Raw genomic sequence first — 15,589 nt, 5'->3', positions numbered from 1 at the left:
ACAAGCGGGGTTTCGGCCCGGAACGGGTACGTCGATCCTGGGTCGCGGTACGACTCACGCGGCCCTCTGCCTGATCACACGTGTCCACGAGCACGGGACGACGATGGATCTTGTGGCTCCGGTTCGAACTTTACGTCAACTTGGCAGAGAAGGAAGCCCTGGAAGGGTGACCTGGATCCGGCAGCCCCGCTGGGATTCGGCCACGCCGATCCGCCCGCCGTGCAGATCGACCGCCCAGCGGGCGATGGCGAGCCCGAGGCCCGTACCGCCGTCGCTGCCCGGGCCGTGCGGCGAAGGAACCCCGCCGCGGTTGAAGCGCTCGAAGACCCGGTGCCACTCCGACTGCGGAATTCCGGGGCCTTCGTCCAGGACCTCCAGGGCCAGTGACTCCGGGCAGTCGCCGCGTCGTGCCTTGACCGTCACCCGGCCGTGCGGCGGGCTGTGCTTGACGGCGTTGTCGATGAGATTCGCCACGACCTGGTGGATCCGCTCCGGGTCCGCGTGCGCGGTCAGCTCCGGCGGGGACACGTCGAGGTGCAGATGGACGTCGGTGCGGGTGTGGCTGCCGGAGCCCGAGGCGATGCCCGCGCGCGCGGAGGCGACCATGTTGGCCTCCTTGAGCACGCCGGACAGGTACGGCCACACCTCGAAACGGCGCCTGCGCAGGGGTACGACGCCGTTGTCCAGCCTGGAGAGGTCCAGCAGTGTCTCGACCAGCCGGCCCAGCCGCTCCGTCTGCTTCAGGGCCGTACGCATCGTTTCGGGGTCGGCGGCCGAGACGCCGTCCACGACGTTCTCCAGGACCGCGCGCAGGCCCGCGATGGGGGTGCGCAGCTCGTGCGAGACATTCGCCACGAGTTCCTTGCGCTGGCGGTCCTGAGCCTCCAGCTCGTCGGCCATGAGGTTGATCGTCTGGGCCAGGTCGCCCAGCTCGTCCCGCCGGTCGTCGCGCACCCGGCGGGTGTAGTCGCCGTGCGAGATGGACCGGGCGACCGTGTTCATCTCGTCCAGCGGCGCGGTGAGCGAATGGGCCACGAACTGCGTTATGAGCAGTGTGGCGATCATCGAGAAGACCGTGATGAAGCGGAGCTCCGTCTTGGTGTGCACCGCGATCATCGACAGACCCGTGGTGATGAGCACGGAGATGACGACCAGCGCGCCCAGCTTGGTCTTGATCGAGAAGGGGCGCACGGAGCCCCAGAACCCCTCGCCGCGGCCCGGCTCGCCGGTACCGCTCACAACACCTGTGGTCCTGCCCGCTTCACCGAGCCCGCTCATGACATCAGCCCCCTACATGAGGTCCCTGGTCCCCGCGGAGACCCGGCTCAGGGAGTCGGGGTCTCCAGCGCGTAGCCCACGCCGTGGACGGTACGGATCCGCTCGGCGCCGATCTTCCGGCGCAGCGCCTTGATGTGGCTGTCCACGGTCCGCGTGCCCGAGGCGTCCGCCCAGTCCCAGACCTCGGCCAGCAACTGCTCGCGGGAGAGTACCGCGCGCGGGGTGTTGGCGAGACACACCAGGAGGTCGAATTCGGTGGGCGTGAGGTGCACGTCCTCCGAGCGCACCCGTACCCGGCGCTGCGCGTGGTCGATCTCCAGCTCGCCGAGGCGCAGGATCCCGCTGCGCGGCGTCGAGGCGGCCACCACGGCCCGCTCGACCCGGCGCAGCAGGACGTGCACGCGTGCGGCGAGCTCGCGCATCGAGAACGGCTTGGTCATGTAGTCGTCGGCGCCGACGCCGAGCCCGACCAGCATGTCGGTCTCGTCGTCGCGCGCGGTGAGCATCAGCACCGGCACCGGGCGCTGGGCCTGCACACGTCGGCAGACCTCCAGGCCGTCGAAGCCGGGCAGCATGATGTCGAGGATCAGCAGGTCGGGCTGCCAGGCCTGTGCTGTGTCGACGGCGGCCGGTCCGTCGCCCGCGGTTTGCACGAGGAATCCCTCGGCTCGCAGGCGGGCCGCGATGGCGTCGACGATCGTCGGGTCGTCCTCGACCACCAGCACCCGGCGCTGAGCGCCCGGCGTGGCCGCCGTGCCGTTGTGCGAGGTGTGTGTCTGCTCCATCGCCCGCCCCTGAAGTGTGCTTTCCGGAATCCGTGGGGTGATCCCATGACTGCGCTTGACGCTTGAATGATCTGCGCCAGGGAAGCAGGGTACGGGCAGTCACCTTCGCTCGGCTATCCAGGCCCGACCGCGAGATGGACGACGTCCGGAACGCCCCGGGCAACGGGGATCTCTTCGGTACGCACCTGTCGGAATCCGGCATTCCGCAGCGTTCCTTCAAATTCCGGAGAGGGCTGCGCCGACCACACGGCCAGTACCCCGCCCGGCTTCAACGCCCTTGCGCAGCTTGTCAGTCCGGCCGGTCCGTACAGCCCGTTGTTGTCCTCGGTTACGGTCCAGTCGGGCCCGTTGTCGATGTCGAGGCACAGCGCGTCGTACGTGGCGGAAATCTCATTGACGTGAGTGAGCAGGTCGGCTTTCACGACCTCGGTCCGGGGGTCGGCGAGCGCCGCCGCGGAGAGTTTTGACAGCGGTCCGTCGCGGTGCCAGTCGATGATGGCCCCTTCGCGTTCGACGACGGTGATGTGCCCCCAGCGCGGGTTCGCGGCGGCGTGTGCCAGTGAGAACCCGACACCGAGCCCCCCGATCAGCACACGTGGCCCCGCCCGTCCGTCCAGGGCGTCCAGCGCGGCGTCGACGAGCAGCCGCTCCGAGCGACCGTCGGAGGTGTCCATCAGGAAGCACCCGTTGGCGATGATCTGCAGCAGCGCGCCATGGCGCCGCAACACGACCTCGCCGTAAGGGCCTTCCCGGCGATCGATGACCACAGGGATGTCGTACGAGGCAGTCATGGCTTCCATCCTGGCACTTTCAGCAGGATGGGCAGCCGAATTAACCCTCGGGGGGCAGAAGTTCGGCCCACGCCCGTACGTACAGGTTCGGGCGGCCGCGGTCCGCCTTCACGGGGTTGCCGTCGGACGCCCGTACGGACCGGCTCGGACTCGTGTGCGGACGGGGCGACCGCGGACGCCGTACGCGCTTGTCGGGTTGCTGTGAATCGCCTCTCGCGTGGCGTCCGTCATAGACAGCGGCGCCGCGAGCCCCCAAGGGTGGGGCGGGACGGAAGGAGCCCCTCACCTTGGACCGGAGCACCACCGCGACGGCGACGGCAGTGGCGACGACCACGGCCTCGGCGGCCTCCTCGGCCGATACCGCGCTCAAGGACCCACAGGCGGGCACGCTTCTGCTGGACGGAGTGCCGCGACAGCGCGGCGCGACGGCCGTGCCGCCCACCGCCCGCCCGGCGACGGCACCCCCAGTGGTCGCCCCTCTCACTCCTCCCGCTCCTCCCGCTCCACCGGTTTCCCGTGCTCTCGCCCTGCTTCGGGTGCTCCGTCCCTGGCGAGTGCTGCCCACCCCCACCGGAACGCCGTTCACCTTCGGCTACGCGGCCGTGCTCACCGTCACCGCGATGGTCACCGACTACGCGGACCCCGCCCTCGTCCACGCCTTGCACCAGGGTTCCAGCACCGACGTCGCGCACCTCGTACGCGAGCCGGTGCTGGTGCTGCTGGCCAGCGCGCTGTGGATGGCGGGCGGGATCATCTCGCCGTACGCCATCGGATTCATGGTGGTGCTGACCGCGCTGGAGCGACGGATAGGCGGGCTGCGGGCCGCCGGTGTCTTCCTGCTCGGGCACGTCGTGGCCACGCTGGCCACCGAGGTGCCCGTCGGTCTTTCCGTGCTGGCGGGAGGCCTTCCCGACAGCTCCCTGCACCGCCTCGACTACGGCATCAGCTTCGGCGTCGCCACGAGCGTCGGCGCGCTCGCCGGGCTGCTGAGGCCCTGGCTGCGCTGGCCGCTGCTGGTCGCCTTCGGCTCGACAGTCGTCGGGGGCCTGATCGAATTCGCCGACCCGATGACGGACTGGGGGCACCTGATGTCCCTGGTGATCGGGGTGTCGACCTGGCCGCTGGTCCGCAGCTGGCGCCGCGCCCGTACGGCGGCGGCCACCGACCCCATCGCCCCCGCCGCCGTACCCACGGCTCAGACGCCTGACAAGGCCGCCGCCTAGTACTGCAACCGCATCTGGAGAATGTGGCCTCGGCGTTTATAGTGGGAGCGGCGGGCTCGGGCTTGGCTGCGTCGTCGGAAGCGTGACCAGTGCAGATGGTGCTCGTTGCTGTGACAGTGGCGCGTGACGACGACGTGGCCCATCAACCGGCGGATCTCCGGGACGCTGAGGGGTATGAGGTCTTGCTCGTCGTCGAGAGTGCCCCTTTGTGGCTTCTGCGGCGCGGACGGCGGTCAGGTAGGCAAGGGCGGCCATGGCCAGGGTGATGTGGCGGTACCAGGCCCGGTAGAGCCGCACCTGGTAGTGGTCCAGACCGCACTCTCCCTTCGCGGTCTGGAAGCACTCCTCGACCGCCCACCTCGCGGCAGCTACTTTGACCAGGTCTTTCAGTCGGGAGGCGACCGGGCCGTAGCAGACGTAGTAGGCGATCTCGCTCGGGTCGCTGACGCTGCGTCGGGCCAGCACCCAGTGCCCGAAGCCGTTTTCCCAGGACGGGCGGATCGCGACACGCGCCCAGTCGTAGATCCGCTCACCGTGCGCGCCGGCCCCGCCGGAGATTCGTTTCCACCGCTGGCGGGGCAGCGCGGCGACCAACTGGTCCACCCGCGTGTCCGCCCCGTGCGTGGTGATCACAGTGTCGTTGACCTTCGTAGCCAGCACGTGCGCGACCCGACGTTCCTCCAGCCACACTCGCAGGTGCTTGACCTGCCCGTATGCCTCGTCAGCGGTGACCCACGCGAACGGGACACCCGCGTCGATGGCGCGTTGCAGCATCCACTTGAAGTGCTCGTTCTTGGTCGCGAAGGGGACCTCGTCGTCGATCCCGGCCGCGCGGCAGCGGTCACGGTCATCCGTCCAGGAGACGGGGATGTAGAGCTCGCGGTCGATCAACGCCCGCCCCTGGCGGAGGCGTAGGCCAGGAATGTTCCGATCTGGCTGTTCTCCGTGCGGCCGGCTGTGCCGGTGTACTGCCGCTGGACGCCGGCGGACTTGGTGCCCTTCTTCAGGAAGCCGGTGTCGTCGCCGATCAGCACCGCGTCCTTGGCGCCGATGGTCTCCACGACGAAGTCCCGGACATCGTCGCGGACCGCGTTCTCGTCCCAGTCGGAGTGGTTGAGCAGGCGCTGGACGCCGTCGGGGCGCAACTGCCCGACCTGCTCCGACAGCGTCCACCCGTTCTTCTTCTCAAGCGGCGCGAGCAACCCGTTCAGGTAGTCCGACGCCCGCTCGCGGGGCTCCGACCTGCCGAAACGGTGGGCGAACCGGGCATGGAACCCGGCTATCCCCTCGGACCACGACTCGACCTGCTCAACCGTCAACGATTCATCGCACAGTCGGAACAACGAGCCAACCCAGCACCTGTCACGGCAGATGCGGTTGCAGTACTAGTACCCGTCGGGTCAGGTCGCGCGGGCCGCCGTCAGTCGCCGGGCCAGCTCCGGGACGCCGAGGCGGCGCTCCTGTTCCGCACGCGCCCCGTGGAGCTTGTTGGTGAGCTGGTACGGGTCGGCGCGCAGGTCGTAGTACTCGCGGAAGAGGACCTCGCCGCCGTTCACCCCGCCGGGCAGCCGGCCCTGCCGGTCGAGGCGAAGGTCGTAGTACTCCGTGTACTGCTCGGTCCTACCGACGTATGTCGCCCAGCTGTGGATCGGCTGCTTGTCCTGACGGTTCCACCACCACTGGGCGAGCACATGGTCGCGGTCCCCGGTGCCGAGCAGCGACTGGCCGTCGTGCGGGGTGTCCGGGGTGATGCCGGCCGCGTCGAGAAGGGTGGGCGCGATGTCGACGTGCGCGGTGAGCCGGTCGTCGGTCCTGGCCGTGCCGAGTCCGCCGCCCGGCCACGACAGGTAGAGCGGCACCTCCAGGCTCGGCCGGTACGGCACCGACTTGCGCAGCCAGCCGTGGTCCGCCCAGAGCAGGCCGTGGTCGCTCGTGTACAGCACCAGGGTGTTGTCGAGCTGCCCGAGTGAGCGCAGCTTGTCGCGGAAGTCCCGCATCGCGTCGTCCACGGAGAGCAGCGTGCGCAGCTGCCGGGTGCGCAGCGCCTGTCCCTCGGCGAGCGTGTGGTGGGCCGAGGAACCGTGCAGGAACGGCGGCTTGTCGGACTTGTCGCTCTCGAAGACCGACGGCCGTCCGTTCCACTCCGGGACCTGGGTGTGCGCGTACTTCTTCTCCGGGATGTTCAGTTCGCGCGCGGCCCGGGTGGCGACGTACGCGAACCACGGCCGGTCGTCGGTCCGGGACCGTTCCATGAAGTCGAGGGCGTGGTTCTTGATGACGGTGGTGTTGTAGCCGGGGATGTTCCGGACGGTCCCCTGGTCGTTGTAGTGGCCGTTGTAGTAGCTGACCGGTTCCTGAAGCAGCCACTCGTCGAAGTGCGGCGGGTTGTCACCGGTGTGCCAGTAGTTGAGGTACTTGCCGAACAGCCCCGTCCGGTAGCCGGCGTCATGGAACCGGCGCTGCACGGTGGTGTGCTGGTCGAGGCGGTAGGGGTGCCGCGTGTCGAGGACGCCGTGGTGGTGGGCGTACCGGCCCGAGCGCTGCCGCACCGGCTGCTGCTGGCCTACCTGGGGCGTCCGGTGGACGGCGTCCCTGGATAGCCCCCCCGCGACCGTGCCGGCCGACCGCCCGACCGAGCGCGGTCGCACGGGAAGGGACAGCGGGCCGACGGCGTTGACCGCACCACAGGTGTTCGCCGCGGGTCTACGGCGCAGTGGCGCCGGCCAAGAGGGAAGCGTCGCGCATACCCCGCTGACCTGCATGGATCTCTCCGTGGAGAGCGATCGCTCAGAGCGAACAGGCCTCGGGGAACAATCCAGGGCTCACATGCATTGAGTCGGCATAGCTCAACTTGACTGCCTAGGGAGAGATAATGGCTTCCACGTCCACACCGCTCACCCTGCCCGTGTTGCCGCTCGACGACGAGGTCGTGCTGCCCGGGATGGTGGTTCCGCTGGACCTGAACGATGCCGATGTACGCGCCGCGGTGGAGGCCGCCCAGGCCGCCGCGCGGTCGGAGCCCGGCAAACCGAGGGTGCTGCTGGTGCCACGCATCGACGGGGCGTACCCGAGCACGGGCGTGCTCGGCACCGTCGAGCAGGTCGGCCGACTGGCCGACGGCGACCCGGGCGCGCTGATCCGCGGCCGTGGGCGCGTGAAGATCGGCGCCGGGACGACCGGTCCTGGTGCCGCCCTGTGGGTCGAGGGCACCCAGGTCGACGAGACCGTGCCCGACCCGCTGCCCGGCCATGTGACCGAACTGGTCAAGGAGTACAAGGCCCTTGCCACCAGCTGGCTGCGCAAGCGTGCCGCCTGGCAGGTCGTGGACCGCGTACAGGCCATCGACGACGTGTCCGCCCTTGCCGACAATTCCGGTTACTCCCCGTTCCTGAGCACCGAGCAGAAGGTCGCGCTGCTGGAGACCGCTGACCCGGTCGCTCGGCTGAAGCTCGCCACCGAGCAGCTGCGTGAGCACCTCGCGGAGCAGGATGTCGCCGAGTCCATCGCGAAGGACGTCCAGGAGGGCGTCGACAAGCAGCAGCGCGAGTTCCTGCTGCGGCGCCAGCTCGAGGCCGTCCGCAAGGAGCTGCGCGAGCTGAACGGCGACGCCAAGGAGGGTGAGGAGTCCGACGACTACCGGGCCCGCGTCGAGGCCGCCGACCTCCCCGAGAAGGTCCGCGAGGCCGCGCTCAAGGAGGTCGACAAGCTGGAGCGGTCCAGCGACCAGTCGCCCGAGGGCTCCTGGATCCGGACCTGGCTCGACACCGTCCTGGAACTGCCGTGGAACGAGCGGACCGAGGACGAGTACGACATCCAGGGCGCCAAGAGCATCCTGGACGCCGAGCACGCCGGTCTGGAGGACGTGAAGGAGCGCATCACCGAGTACCTGGCCGTGCGCAAGCGGCGTTCCGAGCGCGGTCTCGGCGTCGTCGGCGGGCGGCGGGGCGGCGCAGTGCTCGCGCTCGTCGGACCGCCCGGTGTCGGCAAGACCTCGCTCGGTGAGTCCGTCGCGCACGCCATGGGCCGCAAGTTCGTCCGCGTCGCGCTCGGCGGCGTACGGGACGAGGCCGAGATCCGTGGCCACCGGCGTACGTACGTCGGGGCGCTGCCCGGCCGTATCGTCCGCGCCATCAAGGAGGCCGGGTCCATGAACCCGGTGGTCCTGCTGGACGAGATCGACAAGGTCGGCTCCGACTTCCGCGGCGACCCCGCCGCGGCGCTGCTCGAAGTCCTCGACCCCGCCCAGAACCACACCTTCCGGGACCACTACCTGGAGGTCGAACTCGACCTCAGCGACGTGGTGTTCCTGGCGACGGCCAACGTGCTCGAAGCCATCCCGGAGGCGCTGCTCGACCGTATGGAACTGGTCCGGCTCGACGGCTACACCGAGGACGAGAAGGTCGTCATCGCACGCGACCACCTGCTGCCGCGTCAGCTGGAGCGGGCCGGTCTGGAGAAGGACGAGGTCGCGCTCGACGAGAGCGCGCTGCGCAAGCTCGCCGGGGAGTACACCCGGGAAGCGGGCGTACGCAACCTGGAGCGGGCCGTCGCACGACTGCTCCGCAAGGTCGCGGCGCAGCACGAACTCGGCGAGCGGAAGCTGCCCTTCACGGTGACCGACGCCGATCTGCGCGGACTCATCGGACGGCCGCACCACGTGCCCGAGTCCGCCCAGGACCCGGCCGAGCGCCGCACCGCGGTGCCCGGTGTCGCCACCGGTCTGGCCGTGACGGGCGCGGGCGGTGACGTCCTCTTCGTGGAGGCGTCGCTGGCCGACCCGGAGACGGGCGCGGCCGGTCTGACCCTGACCGGTCAGCTGGGTGACGTGATGAAGGAGTCGGCGCAGATCGCGCTCTCCTTCCTCCGCTCGCATGGCGCCGAGCTGGAACTGCCGGTCGGCGACCTGAAGGACCGGGGCGTGCACATCCACTTCCCGGCGGGCGCGGTCCCCAAGGACGGTCCGAGTGCGGGCGTCACCATGACGACGGCGCTGGCCTCGCTCCTGTCCGGCCGCCTGGTCCGCACGGACGTGGCGATGACGGGTGAGGTCTCGCTGACCGGCCGTGTCCTGCCCATCGGCGGGGTGAAGCAGAAGCTGCTCGCCGCGCACCGGGCGGGTGTCACCACGGTCATCATCCCGAAGCGCAACGAGGCCGACCTGGACGACGTCCCGGCCGAGGTGCTGGAGAAGCTGGACGTCCACGCCGTCACGGACGTCCGCCAGGTCCTGGAACTGGCGCTGTCGCCGGCGATGAACGGCGTGACGCCGGAGGTTCCGGTAGCGGCGTGACGGACGCTGCCGGAAGGGAAGGCCCGGGTCCCGTGAGGGAGGCCCGGGCCTTCGCCGTACCGTCAGCCGTTTCCGTCTCACGAAGCCACGCGCGGCGAGATCGCGCCGGGAAGAGGGGCCGTGGGCAGCCGTTGGTCTACGCCTGCGAAATACTTACGGAGCTGGGGCCATGGCCGCCTTCGGCGGAAACTTTCGGAGTCGGGAAACCGGGTGAGGGGCAGACGTGCGCGAGGACGGGAACGGAGGCCGGCGTCCGGCCGGATCCGACGGGTCGGGCACGGGTGTGGACCAGCCCGCCGCGCACGGCGGCGCGGACCCGGAGTTCCTCTCCCTGGAGCGCGAGTTGACCGTGTTCCTGCGCCGTGCCCGTGCCAACCAGGGCGAGATGGCCCGCGAGGTCCATCCGGACCTGGAGTCCGCCGCGTACGGGCTCCTCGTACGCCTCGACGAGTGCGGTCGTCAGCGTGCGACGTCGCTCGCCGCCTACATCGGCGTCGGCAAGGCCACCATGTCCCGCCAGTTGCGCGCACTGGAGGAGCTCGGTCTGGTCGCGCGCGAGCCGGACCCCGCCGACGGCCGCGCCTGGCTCGTCCACCTCACCGAGGAGGGCCGCGGCCGGGTCGGCCAAGTGCGTGAGGCACGGCGCGCCCGGTATGTGAGCGAGCTCGCCCACTGGGATCCTCGCGAGGTCGCGGAGCTGGCGCGGCTGCTGCACCAGCTGAACCTCGGCATGGAGAAGTAGCTCGGCACGGAGAAGCAGAAGGAGGCGGGCGTGGACCAGGAATTCCCCGCGCTGGAGCGGGAACTGACCGTGCTGCTGCGGCGTGCCCGGGCCAATTCCGGTGAGATGGCCCGCGAGGTCCATCCGGACCTGGAGTCCTCCGCGTACGGGCTGCTCTACCGCCTCGACGACTGTGGCGGGCAGCGCGCCACCGAGCTGGCCGCCTACATCGGCGTCGGCAAGGCCACGATGTCCCGTCAGCTCCATGCCCTGGAGGGGCTCGGTCTGGTCGCCCGTGAGCCCGACCCTGCCGACGGGCGTGCCTGGCACGTCCATCTCACGGACGAGGGGCGCCGCCGCTTCCGTACGGTGCGGGAGGCGCGCCGGGCGCGGTATGTCCGCGAACTCGCGGGCTGGGACCCGCGCGAGGTCGCCGAACTGGCCCGGCTGCTGCACCAGCTGAACCGGGTCATGGAGAAGTAACACTCCATTCCGTCCCACTCACCACTCCAGGAACGCCACCGTCGCGTCGTCATGCGTCTTGCTCCGCCCCAGCCACGTCCGCGCCTCGGCGTCGGCCCGCTCCAGCGTCCGTACGCGGTCCACGAGGGCCTGGGCGCCCTCCTTGCGGACGACGGTGAACAGGCCGCTCCAGTCGCCCTCCCCGAACTTCTCCACCCAGCGGGTCGCGCCGTCCGTCAGGGCGGCCAGGGCGCGGACCTCGGCCCGGGGCACGGTCCCCGTCACCGCCCGGGCCGCGACCGACGGATCGGCGGCGGCCGTGAAGAAGCCACCCTCCTTGTTGCGGACGGTCGCGTCGGCGATCGCGTCCGAGGCGAGGGAGGCGCGGGGGACACGGGCGAGGCGGTCGTCCAGGACCGGCGTCACCACGCCCGCGGGGGACTCCAGCAAGAGGGCCGAATCCGAGAGGACCAGGTACTCGACGAGGTCGGCGGACCAGCGGGCGAGGACCACGGTCGCCTGGGGCGTACGCGGGTGAGAAAGGTCACAGGTGTCGGAGTGAACCTCGGAAGTGCGCCGGATGGACCGGGAAAGGATCTCCGACAGGGGTAGATCCCGGCGAGAAACGGACAGTTCGATCAGGGCTCCGCCGAGGCGTGTGGAGAACCAGGGGACGGAATGCAGACAGCCGTCGTCGCCCGGCGGGGGTGTCACGCCATCGAGGACGACCAGTGATCCTCCTTGCCCTGACGCCGGAAGGCCGACCGATACGAAGTCCTCATTGGGGCGGGCCGGGTCGCCCGGCTCGGAGACGAGTTCGGTGCGCATTCGGCCAGTCTGCACGAGCCCTTCACGAGGTCCACGAAAGGCTGGCAACGGTCGCGGGATTGGTGTGGACCAGCAGCTCAGCCGCCAGGTTTGGCATGGAATGATCGACTCCGGCAGGGCGTGGCGGCGAATACTGCCAAAGCGCGCCGCCGACGTCCAACCGGCCCGCCGCGCAAGGGGGGCGCACACGCCAGAGGAACTTGCCCGCCAACTCCCGTCCGGGGTTCACTCCTTCGGGTGGCGGGCCGGACGATGCGGGACCACTGCCCACCGGCACTGGGAGGGTCGGGAGCCGATGGGACGCCCCTGCTCGAGCGAAGTCGAGAGCTCGGGGGAGGGTGGCCGCCCAGTTGACGGAACGTCACCCGGGCCCTTGGGTACACGAGTCAGGAATGCGAGCACCGGTGCAGATGATGCGGTCTCGGCGCGCAGGCAAGCAGTCGACCTCCGGAGCCGGGCAGTCGGCCTCCGACGGGGGTGCGGAGCGCACGCCGGGTGCCGCGGGGCAGACCCCCGCGGGCAAGGGCCGCTCCGCCCATGTGCGCAATCGGCTGATCGTCGCCGTGGCGGTCGTCGCGGCCGCCATCGCCGGCGCCGGAGCCCCCACGGTCCTGGCGGCCTCCGAGCAGCTGAACGACTCCCAGAACCTGGTGACGCTCGCCGGGCGGACCCAGCAGGCGCTGACGCTCGCCCACTCGCTGGCCGACGAGCGCGACGAGGTCACCTCGTACATCGCCGCGGGCCGGCCGAAGTCCATGGCGCCCTCCGAGCAGCGCAGCGCCCGGGTCGACCGGCAGGTCGACGAGGTGCGGGCGGACGAGGACGCGCCCGCCGTCCTCCTGAAGGACCTGGACGGCATCGGCACCGCCCGCAGAGCGGCGCTCACCGGTAAGAGCACCGCTCTCGAAGCGCATGAGGCGTACTCCGACGTCATCACCGAACTCCACGCGCTCGCCGAGGACCTGGCCGAGCAGCTGCCGCCCCGCGCGGGCTCCGGCTCGCACGCCCTCGCCGAGCTGGACTCCGCGGTCCAGCAGTCCGCCGCCGCCCGCGGACTGCTCCTCGCGGCCCTCAACATCCCGCGCACCACCCAGACGGTCATCAGCCCGCTCACCGGCCTGGCGACCACCACCAGCGGCTCGTCCCCGGCCGACACCAAGCGGCGCGACGCGCTCAGCGCCGCCGCCCAGCAGGCCCGGCTCCGCTCGGACGCGGCCCTCGCGGACTTCCGCGAGACGGCCCCCAAGGACGCCAAGGACTCCTACGACTCCACGGTCACCGGACCGGACGTCACGACCGCGGACAAGTACCTCACCAAACTCACCGACCAGCCGACGCTCTCCGACTCCGAGCTCGGCTCCAGTACGAACAAGGTGGACGCGGCGCTCTCCGCCCGCGTCGAGCTGATGCGCGGCGCCGAGGCCTCGCTCAACGACCACCGCACCAAGGACCTGGAGCGGCTGCGGGACGACGACGTCACCGCGCTGGAGGTCCGGATCGCCCTCATCGGCACCCTGCTGCTGGTCGCGGTCGGCGTCTCGATGGCGATGGCCCGTACGCTCACCCGCCCGCTGGCCGTGCTGCGCCTGGGCTCGGCCCGCCTCGCCGCGGACCCGGGAGCGCAGGAGCCGGTGAAGTTCACCGGCCGCAACGACGAGTTCGCCCAGGTGGTTCGGTCCGTCAACGCGCTGCACGCGCACGCCGCCGCGCTCCACGAGCGGCTCACCACTCTCGAGTCGGACCGCAAGCACCTCATCGGGCAGCGCCAGATGATGGCCGACGAGCGCGACAAGCTGCGCGCGGAACTCGCCGACGCGGCCGCCCATCTGGAGCAGGTGCGCGGCACCATCCACGGCACCTTCGTCAACCTCGCGCTGCGCACCCTCGGTCTGGTCGAGCGGCAGCTCGGGGTCATCGAGGGCCTGGAGGAGCGCGAACAGGACCCGGACCGCCTCGGCACGCTCTTCAAGCTGGACCACTTCGCCACCGTCATGCGGCGCCACAGCGAGAACCTGCTCGTCCTCGCCGGTCACGAACACGTCCAGCACCACGCGGGCCCCGTCCCGCTCGTCGACGTCGTACGCGCCGCGGTCAGCGAGATCGAGCGGTACGAGCGCGTCCGTATCGCCGTCCTGCCGCCGCACGCGCACCTCGCCGGGTTCGCCGCGGACGACCTCTCGCACCTGGTGGCCGAACTCCTGGAGAACGCCTCGTCGTTCTCGCCGCCCGACCTGCCCGTCGAGGTCTCCGGCTGGCTGCTGGAGAGCGGCGAGGTGATGCTCTCCGTGCAGGACGAGGGCATCGGCATGGCCGCCGACCGGATGGCCCAGCTCAACACCCGTCTCTCCGAGTTCGATCCGGAGGACGCCTACGACCAGGAGAGCGGAGAGGGACTCGGGCTCGGTCTGTACGTGGTGGCGCGCCTCGCCCACCGGCACGGTGTGCGCGTACAGCTGCGGGAGCAGAAGCAGGGCGGCACCGCGGCCGTGGTGGTCCTGCCCGGGACGCTGCTCGCGACCGCGCCCGCCGTCACGGTCCCCACGGCCGCCCCGGTCGTCGGAGCCGCCCCGTCGGTCGCCCTCCCGGGTGCCGACGCGGAGGCCAACTCCAATGTCTTGCACGGCCGTTCGGCCCTCACGGCACGGGACCAGGCGAGCCCCGCCGCTCCCACCGCTCCCGCCGGTGACGAGGACCCTCTGATCGCCGCCGCGGAGCAGGCCGTACGGGCGGACACCGCCACACAGGAGGCGGTACGCGCCCCCGAGCCGACACTCTCCGAGACCACCATGGAGCTCATGGCACCGGTGGTTTCGGCGGACGAGCCGGTGGCCCTGCCGGACGAGCCCACCGCGTCCGGGACGGCCCCCGCCCCGGACGTCGCCCTCCCCGCCCAGGCCACCACCGACCCGTACACCACCACCACCGACCCCTACGCCGGCACTCCCGACCCCTACGCCATCGGCCCCGACTCGCATGAACGGGTGTCGGACGAGGAGCCGGAGCGGGTCACCGACAAGGGTCTGCCCAAGCGGACGCCGAAGATCTCGGCGCCCGCGCCGGTCCCCCGGCCACGCGTGGGCGGGGTGGACGCCGAGGCGCTGCGGCGCAGGCTCGGCGGCTTCCACCGGGGCGCGACGGACGGCCGCCGAGACGTGGAGGCGGAGATCGCCGAACAGACGGGCCAGACGCCCACCCCGCACGACACCGCACGGAACACCGCGTCGGACCAAGCACAGGGTGCGGTGCGACAGCAGGACGCAGTAGACGCATCGGGGGGCACAGTCGAGGAGGCAAGCAGTTGACCGCGCCCAGTACCTTCGGCCTGAGCAGTGAAGCCCGCAATCTGCACTGGCTGTTGACGAACCTCGTCGAGGAGGTGCCGGGCCTCCAGTCGGTCGCGGTCGTCTCCTCCGACGGTCTGCTGCTGCTCTCCTCCGACCCGGGGAGGAACGCGGAGGCCCGCACCGGGGCGGAGGCACGCCCCACCGGCCCCAGGGGTTCCTCCGCCGACCTCGCCACCATCGTCTCCGGCATCGGCAGCCTCACCATCGGCGCCGCCAAGCTGATGGACGGGGGCGGGGTGAAACAGACGATGGTCGCGATGGACGAGGGCAGTGTCTTCGTCATGTCGATCAGCGACGGCTCGCTGCTCGGCGTGCACGGCGCCCCGGACTGCGACATGAGCGTGGTGGCGTACCACATGGCGCTCTTCGTCGGCCGCGCCGGACACGTCCTGACGCCCGAACTCCGCAGCGAGCTACGCCAGTCACTCGAAGCCAAGCCGACGGGGAGTGCCCAGTGAGTTCTTCCTCCGCGCCCAAGCTCCCCATACGTGGCGGGGACCGCAAACCGGCCCGCGTGCGCCCGTACTCGCTCACCGGCGGCCGTACCCGTTTCGGGCACGTGCTGCTGGTCGAGACGTTCGTGGCGGCGCTCGAGGCCCCCGAGGAGCGCAAGGAGCTGAGCAACGGCTCGCTCGCGACCCGGGTGATGCCCGAGATGCAGGCCATCGTCGAACTCTGCCGCCGGATGCGTACGGTGGCCGAGATCGCCGCCCTCCTCAGGATGCCGCTGGGTGTGGTCCGCGTCCTCCTGAGCGACCTGGCGGACCAGGGAAAGATCCGTGTGTACGGAACAGGTCACGGCCCGGGACAGCCGGACCGCGCTCTGCTGGAAAGGGTGCTGAATGGACTCCGTCGTCTCTGAGGGTG

At 70.7% G+C, this 15,589-nt stretch carries 12 protein-coding genes and 1 pseudogene; 7 read left to right on the top strand and 6 right to left on the bottom strand.

Annotated elements, in window-relative coordinates; all coding sequences use genetic code 11:
• Positions 1–135 precede the first annotated feature (135 nt).
• The 3 genes from OG819_RS05955 to OG819_RS05945 form a co-directional block, all read right to left on the bottom strand.
• On the bottom strand, positions 136–1,239 hold the full coding sequence (locus tag OG819_RS05955) for a HAMP domain-containing sensor histidine kinase (RefSeq protein ID WP_266628519.1): 1,104 nt from the start codon (positions 1,237–1,239) through the stop codon (positions 136–138).
• Between the two features lie 86 nt (positions 1,240–1,325).
• Entirely contained in the window at positions 1,326–2,063 is a 738-nt protein-coding gene (locus OG819_RS05950) for a response regulator transcription factor (RefSeq protein ID WP_266431556.1), read from the bottom strand.
• Between the two features lie 113 nt (positions 2,064–2,176).
• Positions 2,177–2,854, bottom strand: coding sequence for a spermidine synthase (locus tag OG819_RS05945; RefSeq protein ID WP_266634663.1), 678 nt, complete (start codon positions 2,852–2,854; stop codon positions 2,177–2,179).
• A gap of 287 nt (positions 2,855–3,141) precedes the next feature.
• On the opposite strand from OG819_RS05945, the gene OG819_RS05940 reads away from it, so the two are divergent.
• Positions 3,142–4,077, top strand: coding sequence for a rhomboid-like protein (locus OG819_RS05940; protein ID WP_266628521.1), 936 nt, complete (start codon positions 3,142–3,144; stop codon positions 4,075–4,077).
• A gap of 36 nt (positions 4,078–4,113) precedes the next feature.
• Here OG819_RS05940 and OG819_RS05935 read toward each other — a convergent pair.
• A pseudogene (locus OG819_RS05935) lies at positions 4,114–5,360 on the bottom strand (IS701 family transposase).
• A gap of 117 nt (positions 5,361–5,477) precedes the next feature.
• Entirely contained in the window at positions 5,478–6,626 is a 1,149-nt protein-coding gene (locus OG819_RS05930) for a sulfatase-like hydrolase/transferase (RefSeq protein WP_266648354.1), read from the bottom strand.
• Between the two features lie 323 nt (positions 6,627–6,949).
• On the opposite strand from OG819_RS05930, the gene lon reads away from it, so the two are divergent.
• The 3 genes from lon to OG819_RS05915 all read left to right on the top strand — a co-directional run bounded on the left by lon (position 6,950) and on the right by OG819_RS05915 (position 10,571).
• Positions 6,950–9,367, top strand: a complete 2,418-nt coding sequence (gene lon, locus OG819_RS05925; protein WP_266628525.1) for an endopeptidase La — start codon at positions 6,950–6,952, stop codon at positions 9,365–9,367.
• Between the two features lie 223 nt (positions 9,368–9,590).
• A complete protein-coding gene (locus OG819_RS05920; RefSeq protein WP_266648352.1) occupies positions 9,591–10,109 on the top strand; it encodes a MarR family transcriptional regulator in 519 nt (172 codons plus the stop codon).
• A 30-nt stretch (positions 10,110–10,139) separates the two neighbouring features.
• Complete coding sequence (locus tag OG819_RS05915; RefSeq protein WP_266628529.1) at positions 10,140–10,571, top strand: MarR family winged helix-turn-helix transcriptional regulator; 432 nt, start codon at positions 10,140–10,142, stop codon at positions 10,569–10,571.
• Between the two features lie 18 nt (positions 10,572–10,589).
• Here the strand turns inward: OG819_RS05915 and OG819_RS05910 are convergent, their stop codons facing one another.
• Entirely contained in the window at positions 10,590–11,378 is a 789-nt protein-coding gene (locus OG819_RS05910) for a hypothetical protein (RefSeq protein ID WP_266648351.1), read from the bottom strand.
• 392 nt (positions 11,379–11,770) lie between these two features.
• Between OG819_RS05910 and OG819_RS05905 the strand changes: the two genes are divergently transcribed.
• From OG819_RS05905 to OG819_RS05895, 3 genes are read left to right on the top strand one after another with little or no spacing between them, the layout of a single operon-like run.
• The gene (locus OG819_RS05905) at positions 11,771–14,680 is read left to right on the top strand and encodes a nitrate- and nitrite sensing domain-containing protein (protein WP_266648349.1); all 2,910 of its coding nucleotides are present in this window, start codon (positions 11,771–11,773) and stop codon (positions 14,678–14,680) included.
• Positions 14,677–15,180: a roadblock/LC7 domain-containing protein gene (locus tag OG819_RS05900; protein WP_266648347.1), complete on the top strand. Its 504-nt coding sequence runs from the start codon at positions 14,677–14,679 to the stop codon at positions 15,178–15,180. Before OG819_RS05905 ends, OG819_RS05900 begins: the two co-directional genes overlap by 4 nt.
• Positions 15,177–15,584: a DUF742 domain-containing protein gene (locus OG819_RS05895; RefSeq protein ID WP_266648345.1), complete on the top strand. Its 408-nt coding sequence runs from the start codon at positions 15,177–15,179 to the stop codon at positions 15,582–15,584. Before OG819_RS05900 ends, OG819_RS05895 begins: the two co-directional genes overlap by 4 nt.
• The last annotated feature ends 5 nt before the right edge of the window (positions 15,585–15,589 follow it).

This window comes from Streptomyces sp. NBC_01549 (assembly GCF_026339955.1).
Classification (GTDB): domain Bacteria; phylum Actinomycetota; class Actinomycetes; order Streptomycetales; family Streptomycetaceae; genus Streptomyces.
The sequence above is the reverse complement of the archived record's forward strand: the minus strand, read 5'-3'. Positions and strand labels throughout refer to the sequence as shown.